At 43.4% G+C, this 12200-nt stretch carries 10 protein-coding genes; 7 read left to right on the top strand and 3 right to left on the bottom strand.

Going from position 1 to position 12200, the window contains the following annotated elements; genetic code table 11:
- Positions 1-52: 52 nt before the first annotated feature.
- Together R7E47_RS16460 and fldA are read left to right on the top strand one after the other, a co-directional pair.
- Entirely contained in the window at positions 53-274 is a 222-nt protein-coding gene (locus R7E47_RS16460) for a DUF2788 domain-containing protein (RefSeq protein WP_005393038.1), read from the top strand.
- A 48-nt stretch (positions 275-322) separates the two neighbouring features.
- The gene (gene fldA / locus R7E47_RS16465) at positions 323-856 is read left to right on the top strand and encodes a flavodoxin FldA (RefSeq protein ID WP_005382146.1); all 534 of its coding nucleotides are present in this window, start codon (positions 323-325) and stop codon (positions 854-856) included.
- 52 nt (positions 857-908) lie between these two features.
- Here fldA and R7E47_RS16470 read toward each other — a convergent pair whose 3' ends face one another.
- The gene (locus R7E47_RS16470) at positions 909-1412 is read right to left on the bottom strand and encodes a DUF4442 domain-containing protein (RefSeq protein ID WP_005382144.1); all 504 of its coding nucleotides are present in this window, start codon (positions 1410-1412) and stop codon (positions 909-911) included.
- Positions 1413-1612: 200 nt separating this feature from the next.
- On the opposite strand from R7E47_RS16470, the gene fcrX reads away from it, so the two are divergent.
- Positions 1613-2062, top strand: a complete 450-nt coding sequence (gene fcrX / locus R7E47_RS16475; RefSeq protein ID WP_005382141.1) for a ferric iron uptake transcriptional regulator FcrX — start codon at positions 1613-1615, stop codon at positions 2060-2062.
- A 222-nt stretch (positions 2063-2284) separates the two neighbouring features.
- Here fcrX and glnS read toward each other — a convergent pair whose 3' ends face one another.
- Positions 2285-3955 carry a glutamine--tRNA ligase gene (gene glnS / locus R7E47_RS16480; RefSeq protein ID WP_005382124.1) on the bottom strand — a complete coding sequence of 557 codons (1671 nt, stop codon included), beginning with the start codon at positions 3953-3955 and terminating at the stop codon, positions 2285-2287.
- 276 nt (positions 3956-4231) lie between these two features.
- Positions 4232-5725: an N-acetylglucosamine-specific PTS transporter subunit IIBC gene (nagE, locus tag R7E47_RS16485; protein WP_005384985.1), complete on the bottom strand. Its 1494-nt coding sequence runs from the start codon at positions 5723-5725 to the stop codon at positions 4232-4234.
- Positions 5726-6214: 489 nt separating this feature from the next.
- Here nagE and nagA point away from each other — a divergent pair, with 489 nt between their 5' ends.
- The 4 genes from nagA (at position 6215) to asnB (ending at position 12134) form a co-directional block, all read left to right on the top strand.
- Positions 6215-7351, top strand: a complete 1137-nt coding sequence (nagA, locus tag R7E47_RS16490) for an N-acetylglucosamine-6-phosphate deacetylase (protein ID WP_318084659.1) — start codon at positions 6215-6217, stop codon at positions 7349-7351.
- A gap of 2 nt (positions 7352-7353) precedes the next feature.
- Positions 7354-8568, top strand: coding sequence for a DNA-binding transcriptional regulator NagC (nagC, locus tag R7E47_RS16495; protein WP_005382105.1), 1215 nt, complete (start codon positions 7354-7356; stop codon positions 8566-8568).
- Between the two features lie 81 nt (positions 8569-8649).
- The gene (locus R7E47_RS16500; RefSeq protein ID WP_005384981.1) at positions 8650-10239 is read left to right on the top strand and encodes a cation:proton antiporter family protein; all 1590 of its coding nucleotides are present in this window, start codon (positions 8650-8652) and stop codon (positions 10237-10239) included.
- Positions 10240-10469: 230 nt separating this feature from the next.
- Entirely contained in the window at positions 10470-12134 is a 1665-nt protein-coding gene (gene asnB, locus R7E47_RS16505) for an asparagine synthase B (protein WP_258483700.1), read from the top strand.
- The last annotated feature ends 66 nt before the right edge of the window (positions 12135-12200 follow it).

Consider the following 12200-nt stretch of genomic DNA (forward strand, 5'->3'; position numbering starts at 1 on the left):
CCGTTTAACAGTGGTATAGTGCGCCCAAGATTTTTCGGCATGAAGGGCTAAAATGCTTTACGACTATATGGATATGCTCGAGTCTATTGGGCTCGATCTTCTTTTTGCTGCTATCTTTTTTTTCATCGGGATGGCGATAAAAGATGTGCTAAAGCAAGGCAATGTACCTGTTTTTGGTCGTCGTATTGTGTGGTTAGTCCTTTTCCTAGGCTGTGCTGGCTTTATTGCAAAAGGTGTAATTCAGCTAACTTGGGAAGGCTCAGGGTTAGGTTAAACCCTTAGTAGCATCGCCAATAACAAACAATGTAAAGGTATAGACTCTATGGCAAGTGTAGGTATCTTCTTCGGTAGCGACACAGGTAATACTGAAGCCGTTGCAAAGATGATTCAAAAGCAACTAGGTAAACATCTAGTTCACGTTCAAGACATCGCGAAAAGCAGCAAAGAAGACATTGATAACTTCGATCTTCTTCTTCTAGGTATCCCAACTTGGTACTACGGCGAAGCACAATGTGATTGGGATGACTTCTTCCCTGAACTTGAGCAAATCGACTTCTCTACTAAGCTAGTGGCTATCTTTGGCTGTGGCGACCAAGAAGACTACGCAGAATACTTCTGTGACGCGATGGGCACAGTCCGTGATATCGTTGAATCTAAAGGCGGCACAATTCTTGGCCATACCTCGACAGAAGGCTACGAATTTGAAGCGTCTAAAGCACTTGTTGAAGGTGACGAAAGCCAATTCGTAGGTCTATGTATTGATGAAGACCGCCAACCAGAATTGACTGACGAGCGTGTTGAAAGCTGGGTTAAACAGATCTATGAAGAGATGTGTTTAGCTGAGCTAGAAGGCTAATCAAATTGAATGATGCAAAGACCTCCACTTGGAGGTCTTTTTGTATGTATTGTCACACAGCATCGGTAAGTACTTCCTCTTCGCGATACTGAGGTTTCTTTCTTACATAAAGCTTGCGTTGAACCTCTGAAACCACATTCCCCTGTTTATCTTTTACATGAGTAATAAACTCAGGAAAGCACTTTTCTCCATTCCGTGTCATTTGATAAATGTTTTCCAGCATCCCTTCAGTGACCTCAAATTCTGCAAACAAATCACTTTGCCCCGGCTTAATAAAGTTAATGCTTGCCTCTTTATCCCACACATAATATTCCTCTCGTAGAATCCCCATCAGCATCAACGAGTAAATAGGATCAGTTAAAGAGAAAATACTGCCGCCATATTGGGTGCGATTGGCATTTTTATTCCACCAGCGAAGCTTTAAACGTACCTTTACAGTACGGAAGTCTTGAGAAATATGTAAGATTTTAATACCCGCCCCCCAAAAAGGAGGCCAAATATTGAGTGCGAACTTTACAATTCCTGGTTTGTATATCTTCGCTAGTCGCCTATTCATCGCTATCCCTGCCCTCTCCAAGCTTAATGTTACACAATTGTAACTGGTCAGAGCTGTAATATAATGGACCTGTTTCTAATTTACAAAAAGATTCTATTAACCCTTTGAAGTTCGTGGTTTAATGTTCCGAACGCTTATCCTATAATGGTAGGAAGATTGAATTCTGTTAAATCGCTGCAGATGATCCAACGGGAAAGTATATGTCAGATAATAATCAGGCGCTGAAGGATGCGGGTTTAAAAGTAACCCTTCCGAGGCTAAAAATTCTAGAAGTACTTCAGCAGCCAGACTGCCAGCACATCAGTGCTGAAGATTTGTACAAAAAGTTGATTGATCTAGGTGAAGAAATTGGCCTAGCAACTGTTTACCGAGTTCTAAACCAGTTCGACGATGCTGGTATTGTAACTCGTCACCACTTTGAAGGTGGAAAGTCAGTCTTCGAATTATCGACTCAACATCACCACGACCACCTAGTGTGCCTAGACTGTGGTGAGGTAATTGAATTTTCTGACGATCTTATTGAAGAACGTCAAAAAGAGATTGCAGCTAAGTACAATGTCACACTAACAAACCACAGCTTATACTTGTACGGCAAGTGTAGCGATGGTGGTTGTAAAGACAATCCAGATGCACACAAACCGAAAAAATAAGGGTTTGTTAATTTAAAAAGTAAACGTCAGCACATGCTGGCGTTTTTTGTTTCTAGAAGTCAGTACCTTAGACGTCAGTACTTTGGTTACAGAACAAAAGCTACTAAACACCCATCTTTTTTCTCCACAGTTTTGCACATCTATATAGCACTCTGTGGGATTAGGTATAAAAAATGCCAGCGTTTGCTGGCATTTTTTCATCGTTCTCAGCATTAATTGAGATTATTGATTCTCAATTTTTGCCCAGGTATCACGTAGACCAACCGTGCGATTGAATACTAGATTATCTGCTGAAGAGTCTTTCGAGTCTGCACAGAAGTAACCCATACGTTCAAACTGGTAACCTTTTTCTGCTTCTGCAGAAGCTAGGCTAGGCTCGACGAAGCCATTGATCACAACTAATGATTCAGGGTTGATAGTAGAAGCAAAATCTTCCGCTGCGCCTGGGTTTGGCACCGTAAATAAACGATCGTACAGACGAATTTCCGCTGGAAGAGCTTTATCAGCTGACACCCAATGAATAACGCCTTTCACTTTACGACCATCTGCTGGGTTTTTACCTAGCGTATCTGCATCGTAAGAACAGAAGATCGTTGTGATGTTGCCTTCGGCATCTTTTTCAACGCGCTCAGCTTTGATCACGTAAGCACCACGTAAACGAACTTCTTTACCTAGCACTAAACGCTTGTACTTTTTGTTCGCTTCTTCACGGAAGTCTTCACGCTCAATCCACAATTCACGCGTGAATGGCACTTCACGCACGCCCATTTCAGGTTTATTTGGGTGGTTGGCAACTGTCAAGTTTTCTACTGCGCCTGCTTCAAAGTTTTCGATAACAACTTTAACAGGATCCAGTACAGCCATTGCACGCGGAGCGTTCTCGTTTAGGTCATCACGAATACAAGATTCTAATGAACTAAACTCGATCATATTTTCTTGCTTCGTTACACCAATACGCTTACAAAACTCACGAATAGATGCAGGTGTGAAGCCACGACGACGCAGACCTGAGACAGTCGGCATACGTGGATCATCCCAACCATTAACCAGTTTTTCAGTAACTAGCTGGTTAAGCTTACGCTTAGACATCACTGTGTATTCAAGGTTTAAACGACTGAACTCGTATTGATGTGGACGGCTTTCGATCGTGATGTTGTCTAGAACCCAATCGTACAGACGACGGTTATCCATGAATTCAAGCGTACAAATAGAGTGCGTAATGCCTTCTAATGCATCAGAAATACAGTGCGTAAAGTCGTACATTGGGTAAATGCACCACTTATCACCAGTTTGGTGGTGCGTAGCAAAACGCACACGGTATAAAACTGGATCGCGCATGACCATGAATGAAGAACCCATGTCGATTTTAGCACGAAGACACGCTTTACCTTCTTCAAATTCACCAGCGCGCATTTTTTCAAACAACGCCAAGTTCTCTTCAACAGAACGGTCACGGTATGGACTTGGTTTACCTGGCGCCTTTAGTGTGCCGCGGTATTCACGAATTTGCTCTGGACTTAGCTCATCTACGTACGCTAAGCCTTTGTTAATCAATTCAATTGCATATTCGTAAAGCTTATCGAAGTAGTTTGATGAGTAACATACTTCACCACTCCACTCAAAGCCCAACCAGTTTACATCTTTCTTGATAGACTCAACGTATTCGATGTCTTCTTTTTCAGGGTTTGTATCGTCGAAACGCAGATTACATTGACCCTGGTAGTCCTGAGCAATACCGAAGTTCAAACAGATAGACTTAGCATGACCGATATGCAGGTAGCCATTTGGCTCCGGCGGGAATCGAGTATGCACGCTAGTGTGTTTACCATCCGCTAGATCTTTATCAATGATCTGGCGAATAAAGTTTGATGGACGAGCATCAGCTTCACTCATCTATAGCACCTCAAAAATATTAGTATTGTCAGAGAAAACGGAACCCTGTATCCAAGTATGGTTTCACAGAGTACATTGTTCCTAATGATCCACAATTCTAAGCAATTAGACAACAAGAACTCGCTCTAAAACGACAATATTTATTGAGTTGGCGTGAAAGCAAAGCAGATTCAAAGGGCCTAAACGAAAAAAGGCCTCCTGCGGAGGCCTTTTGCGATGTTGTAGTATCAATTGTTTGCAATACCAATAACAAACAATCGCACCACTATTAAACAGTTAAGCTGGTAACTGAACACCACTTAAGTCTTCATCTTTAGATACATTCTTCATCTCACCAGCAACAATCTCTGCTAGTGGACCAAGGATAACTTGTAGGTTGTTTGTACCTAGCTTCACAACTCCCATAGCTCCAAGATCTTTCAGAGTTTTCTCATTGATAACGCTCATATCTTTCACAGAAAGGCGCAAACGAGTAATACAGGCATCGATAGAACTTAGGTTGTCATGACCGCCAAGTGCTTTCAAGTACTGACGAGCAAGCTCTGAAGAATTGCTTGATCCAGCCACGTTAGATGAAGCTTCTTCATCATCTTCACGTCCCGGTGTTTTAAGGCCAAACTTAACAATCACGGTACGGAACACGAAGTAGTAAACCGCAAAGAAACCAAGACCTTGTACAATGAGCATGTACCAGTTTACCGCTAGCGGGTTACGAGTCGACAATACTAAGTCGACTAAACCAGCAGAGAAACCGAAACCTGCAATCCACTGCATTGATGCCGCGATATAAACTGATAGACCAGTCAGCGCTGCGTGAAGAACGTACAGTCCTGGAGCAAGGAACATGAATGCAAATTCAAGTGGTTCTGTTACACCTGTAAAGAATGAAGCAAACGCAGCCGCAATCATGATAGATGCCACTTTCTCTTTATTCTTTGATTTCGCAGTATGGTACATCGCTAGAGCAGCGCCTGGTAAACCAAACATCATGATTGGGAAGAAGCCCGCTTGGTACATCCCTGTAACACCTACCGTTGCCGTGCCTTCAGCTAATGATTTCGCACCGCCAAGGAAGTTTGGAATGTCATTAATACCAGCAACATCAAACCAGAACACTGAGTTTAGTGCATGGTGCAGACCAACAGGAATTAGAAGACGGTTGAAGAATGCATAAACACCTGCACCTGCTTCACCCATACCTTGAATGCTTTCTCCAAAACTGACCAGACCGCCGTAAACTGATGGCCAAACGTACATCAGGATGAACGCAATAACGATACCAGCAAAAGACGTTAGGATAGGTACAAGACGCTTACCAGAGAAAAACGCCAGTGCTTTGTGCAGCTCTACGTGAGAAAAACGGTTGTACAACTCAGCAGAAACAATACCAACCAAGATACCGACGAACTGGTTATTGATTTTACCAAATGCAGCAGGTACTTCACTTGGGTCAATGCCTTGAATTTGTGATACTGCACCAGGGGCCAAAAGCGTTGTGACAACTAAGAAGCCCACGAAACCTGAAAGTGCAGCGGCGCCATCTTTGTCTTTAGACATTCCGTAAGCAACACCAACAGCGAACAATACTGACATATTGTCAATGATCGCTGCACCAGCTTTAATAAGAAATGCAGCAAGTGCACTGTTTGCGCCCCAGCCATTTGGGTCGATCCAGTAGCCAATACCCATGAGTATTGCTGCTGCAGGAAGTGTGGCAACCGGCACCATAAGCGCCTTACCCACCTTCTGGAAGTATCCGAGAATGTTCACCTTAAGTTCCCCCTATAGGATTAGATGTTATGTTGAATGACTTATTTCAGCCGTCCAATTTAGTCATCCTAAGTTTATGATATTAATTTTGCTCCGCAAATTAAAAGCTCACCGTTTGTGATCATAATCACCACAATTTGCCCTTTCGGAAGGTTTTTGCTAGCGAGATCATAAAACTTATTTTATTATACGAAAAAATGGCGTTTTAAAGATAATATTCTCGCACTTTATGCAAGGCAGAATCAGTGTTATTTTGGTATCTAGGCGGGTAAATCACTGTAACTTTGCTCTGAAAAAGAATCATAAAAAACCATACAATTATTACTTTTCAGTTAGTTACTATGACAATAACATCGATAAAACGCGACTTGCTGTATGTGACTCGTTATCTAATTCAGTGATACAAACTAAGTACCCATATGACTGAAGCAGTCTCTACTTAGATAACGATATAGAAATTGAATTCTCATCTATAAGGACTAGCTGACTATGTACGCGCTAAGTAACTGTAAAATTTATACCGGTAGTGATGTTCTTACCGATCATGCGGTCATCATCGAAAACGATCTTATTCAATCTATTGTGCCGGTTTCTGAGCTACCTCAAAGCATCGAAGTAAAAGACCTTGCAGGCACTAATCTAAGTCCAGGCTTTATCGATCTGCAGTTGAACGGTTGTGGCGGTGTAATGCTAAACGATGCAATTACCCCTGAAACCATGCAAATCATGCACCAGGCAAACCTCAAATCTGGCTGTACTAGCTTCCTGCCAACACTCATTACATCATCTGATGAAGATATGCGAACTGCAATTGCCGCAGCTCGTGAGTACCACAACAAATATCAAAATCAATCGCTTGGTTTACACCTCGAAGGTCCTTACCTTAACGTCGCGAAAAAAGGCATCCATAACGTCGATTTTATTCGCCCATCAGACGAAAGCATGATCGACCTTATCTGCGCAAACGCCGATATCGTAGCGAAAGTAACACTAGCACCTGAGCATAACGACCCAGAGCATATTGCGCGATTAAAGGCTGCTGGCATCGTGGTTTCAATTGGCCACACAAATGCAACCTACGCCGAAGCACGTAAAAGCTTTGAAGCAGGCATTACTTTTGCTACACACCTCTTTAATGCAATGACACCAATGGTTGGTCGTGAACCAGGAGTTGTTGGTGCAATTTACGATACTCCTGACGTTTATGCTGGCATTATTGCTGATGGTTTTCACGTCGACTACGCAAACATCCGAATTGCTCATAAAATCAAAGGTGAAAAGCTTGTTTTGGTGACGGATGCCACAGCTCCAGCAGGTGCTAACATTGATCACTTTATTTTTGTCGGTAAGAAAGTATATTACCGAGATGGTAAGTGTGTTGATGAAAATGGCACGCTAGGCGGCTCAGCTTTGACAATGATTGAAGCAGTTCAGAATTCAGTTGAGCACGCGGGGATCGCTTTAGACGAAGCTCTACGAATGGCCACGTTATACCCAGCAACAGCAATTGGTGTTGAGGATCGCCTTGGCCGAGTTCGAAAAGGGATGGTTGCAAACCTGACTATTTTCGATCGTGACTTTAAAGTAAAAGCGACGGTTGTTAACGGACAATACGAGCAAAATTAAGCATGAATGGCGGACAGATTGGTAATGTAGATTTAGTAAAACAGCTTAACAGCGCTGCGGTATATAGGCTGATTGATCAGCAAGGTCCTATCTCCCGTATTCAAGTCGCGGACGTGAGTCAGCTCGCGCCTGCTAGTGTTACCAAAATAACCCGCCAACTTTTAGAGCGCGGCCTTATTAAGGAGGTCGCCCAACAAGCTTCAACTGGTGGTCGTCGTGCGATCTCTTTGACTACTGAAGTCAAACCTTTTCATTCGATTGCCGTTCGCTTAGGTCGAGATTACGTACAGTTCAGTTTATACGATTTAGGTGGTACCGCGCTGGCAGAAGATCAGCATGAACTGCACTACACTAACCAAGCAGACTTAATCGCAGGACTTATCGATTTATTAAAAGATTTCGTAAGCCGTTGCGAAGACAAAATTGATCAACTCATCGCTATCGGCATCACTTTACCGGGCCTTGTTAACCCAACAACTGGCGTGGTCGAATACATGCCTAATACCGATATCGATAATCTTGCTCTCGGTGAAATTGTTGGAGAGAAGTTTAATACAGCATGCTTTGTTGGCAACGACGTACGTGGCATGGCGTTGGCTGAGCACTACTTTGGAGCAAGCCAAGACTGCCAGGATTCTATTTTGGTTAGCGTCCACCGCGGTACTGGCGCAGGTATTATCGTTAACGGCCAGGTTTTTCTTGGTTTTAACCGCAACGTCGGTGAAATTGGTCATATCCAAATTGACCCGCTTGGTGAGCAATGCCAATGTGGAAACTTTGGCTGTTTAGAAACCGTAGCTGCAAACCCAGCGATTATTCAACGAGTGAAGCAACTGATTACTCAAGGATACGAATCAAGCTTAACCGACCTTGAAAACATCACAATTGAAGCGGTATGTCAGCACGCAATGAATGGTGATGAACTTGCGAAACAGAGTTTAGTGCGAGTGGGCAACCAGCTAGGTAAAGCGATTGCGATTACGGTTAACTTATTTAATCCACAGAAAATTGTAATTGCTGGCGATATTACTGCAGCACAAGATATTGTTTTCCCTGCAATTCAACGCAACGTAGAGAATCAATCTCTTAAAACTTTCCATAACGACCTCCCTATCGTGGCTTCTCACATTGATAAGCAGCCAACGATGGGCGCATTTGCGATGATTAAACGCGCTATGCTAAACGGAGTTTTGTTACAAAAGTTACTGGAAGACTAAGTTTATACAACCAATTGAGTTACAATCTCGGGCTGTGTTTTCACAGCCCGTTTTTGTATATCAGGAATACAGCTCAACAGTATGGAAATTATTCTAATTACAGCCGCTTTTTTAGCTGGTTTTATTGCGCTTAAATGCAGCCTCCCTCCCCTCGTTGGTTTTCTACTAGCTGGATTTGGCTTGCATGCATTTGGTTACCAAAGCAATGACGTTATTGTCACTCTCGCAGATCTTGGTGTTACTCTTCTTCTGTTTACTATTGGACTCAAACTCGATGTAAAAACCCTGCTGTCCAAAGAAATATGGGGAGGGGCAACCGCCCACAACATACTCTCTACCGCTTTTTTTGCCCTAGCGTTATCCGGCTTAAAACTACTGGGCTTGACTTCGCTAGCCAGTATGGACGGCAGCCAAATCCTGCTTTTAGCTTTTGCACTATCGTTCTCTAGTACCGTTTTTGCCGTAAAAGCATTGCAAGAAAAAGGCGAAATGAACGCGACCTACGGCACACTCGCGATCGGTATCTTGGTCATGCAAGATATTTTTGCCGTAGTATTCCTGACTGCTTCAACCGGAAAAGTCCCAGAATGGTATGCCATCGGTTTGTTCGCACTGCCTTTCCTTCGTCCCCTATTCTATAAGCTGCTCGATAAAGTTGGCCACGGCGAAATGCTGGTGCTATTCGGTATTTTCTTCGCGCTTGTTGTCGGTGCTGGGCTATTCGAGTTGGTCGGGATGAAACCAGACTTGGGCGCGCTAATTTTAGGCATGCTACTCGCAGGTCACCCAAAAGCCTCAGAACTATCCAAGTCATTATTCAATATGAAGGAGCTCTTTTTAGTCTGCTTCTTTTTGAACATTGGTTTATCCGCCTCATTGAGCGTGAATGGCGTCGTTCTCGCCCTGCTATTTATCTTACTGCTACCAATCAAAGGACTCTTGTACTTCGTCACTATTAATCATTTTAAGTTTCGAGTACGTACCTCTTTGCTCGCCTCTTTATCACTATTTAACTACAGTGAGTTTGGTCTTATTGTTGCTGGGTTGGCCTATAAAATGGGCTGGATGCCAAGTGATATGCTTGCTGCGATTGCGGTTGCGGTGTCGGTATCCTTTGTAATTTCCGCGCCACTTAACCGCCTTAGCCATAAAATTTATCAACATTCAGGTAAGTGGCTGCAAGAGACAGCGGTAGAAAAGCTCAATCAACGCGACCAACTCATCAACCCAGGTCATGCCCAAGTATTGATCTTAGGTATGGGGCGTATTGGAACGGGCGCTTATGATGAGCTACGTTCACGCTATGGCAAAATTTCATTGGGTATAGAAATTCGTGAAGACGCTGCACATCATCATCGTTCAGAAGGAAGAAATGTGATTTCTGGTGATGCCACCGACCCGGATTTCTGGGAGCGAATTTTAGATACAGGTCATGTAAAACTGGTTCTGCTTGCAATGCCACATCATCAAGGTAACCAAACAGCACTTGAGCAGCTTAAACGCAGAAAATATAAGGGGCAAATTGCCGCTATCGCCGAATACCCAGATCAATTGGAAGGCTTACTTGAAAATGGCGTTGACGCAGCATTCAATATTTATAGTGAAGCTGGTAGCGGTTTTGCTCGACACGTCTGTAAACAACTTCAACCTAAATTCACACCAATTAAATAAGCAACAGCACTGATATTTTTCGGAAGGCTTTCTATTGATAGAAAGCCTTTTTTGTATAGTTTTTATACCAAACCTTGATCTCATTCACCAAAACAACGGTTGAGTTAAATATTTTCCATACAACAAGGCCTTTTATCATTTTTTTAATCACAAAACGTTGCTTTTTTTATTAGTAATGGCAAATTTAAACCATACCGATTAGAAATTGTTTAGTTTAGTAAGGATGTAGTATGTGTTCAGTATTTGGCATTTTAGACATTAAAAGCGATGCAGCCGCATTGCGCCCTATCGCATTAGAGATGTCGAAAAAACTTCGTCACCGTGGCCCAGACTGGTCTGGGATTTACTCTTCAGAGCGTGCTATTTTAGCGCACGAGCGCTTGGCGATTGTTGGTCTAAATAGTGGTGCACAGCCGCTATACAGCCCTGATAAGAAGCTCGTCCTTGCCGTCAATGGTGAAATCTACAACCATAAAGAAATTCGTGCTCGTTACGAAGGAAAGTACGAATTTCAAACCGATTCAGACTGTGAAGTCATTCTTGCACTTTACCAAGATATGGGTGCAGATCTCCTTGAAGAACTAAACGGTATTTTCGCTTTTGTGCTCTACGACGAAGAAAAAGATGAGTATTTAGTCGGACGTGACCATATTGGTATTATCCCTCTTTATCAAGGTCACGATGAGCATGGTAACTACTATGTGGCATCAGAGATGAAGGCTCTTGTTCCAGTATGTAAAACAGTAAGTGAATTCCCTCCTGGTAGCTATTACAGCTCTAAAGATACTGAGCCAACACGTTACTATGTTCGTGACTGGAACGAGTACGCAGCAGTACAAGGTAACAGCACTAGCAAAGAAGAATTGACTGAAGCGCTAGAAGCGGCTGTTAAACGCCAACTAATGACTGACGTGCCTTACGGTGTACTTCTTTCGGGCGGTCTAGATTCTTCTATTACATCTGCGGTAGCAAAACGCTTTGCAGCGATGCGTATTGAAGATGATGAAAAGTCTGAAGCTTGGTGGCCTCAACTGCACTCTTTTGCTGTTGGCCTAGAAGGCGCGCCTGACCTGAAAGCCGCTCGCGAAGTTGCCGACCAAATTGGTACCGTTCACCACGAAATGACGTACACAATTCAAGAAGGTTTGGACGCGATTCGTGACGTGATTTACCACATTGAAACGTATGACGTGACGACTATCCGCGCATCAACACCTATGTTCTTAATGGGTCGTAAGATCAAAGCGATGGGTATCAAGATGGTATTGTCTGGTGAGGGCGCTGACGAAATCTTTGGTGGCTACCTTTACTTCCACAAAGCGCCAAACGCGAAAGAGTTCCACGAGGAGACTGTGCGTAAACTGCTTGCTCTGAACATGTTCGACTGTGCTCGTGCTAACAAGTCGCTGGCAGCATGGGGAGTTGAAGGACGCGTACCTTTCCTAGATAAAGAGTTCATTGATGTAGCAATGCGCTTGAACCCAGCAGACAAGATGTGTGGCAACGGTAAAATGGAGAAACACATCCTTCGTGAGTGCTTCGAGCACTACCTGCCAGAATCGATCGCATGGCGTCAAAAAGAGCAATTCTCTGATGGCGTTGGCTACAGCTGGATCGATACGCTGAAAGAAGTAGCGGAACAGAAAGTGACAGACCAGCAGATGGAAACAGCTCAATATCGATTCCCATACAACACGCCAACGACAAAAGAAGGCTACGTGTACCGTGAAATCTTTGAAGAGTTATTCCCACTTCCATCAGCAGCAGAGTGTGTACCAGGAGGCCCTTCAGTAGCGTGTTCTTCAGCGAAGGCGATTGAATGGGATGAATCGTTCCAAAACTGTGTTGACCCATCAGGTCGTGCAGTACAGACCGTTCACAACGATTCATACTAATTCTCTACGATAAAGATAAGGGTTGGTTCGTCCAACCCTTTTAAAACAGACAAAAAATTAGATACG

Source organism: Vibrio sp. Vb1026 (assembly GCF_033338745.1).
In the GTDB taxonomy this organism is placed as follows: Bacteria; Pseudomonadota; Gammaproteobacteria; order Enterobacterales; family Vibrionaceae; genus Vibrio; species Vibrio alginolyticus.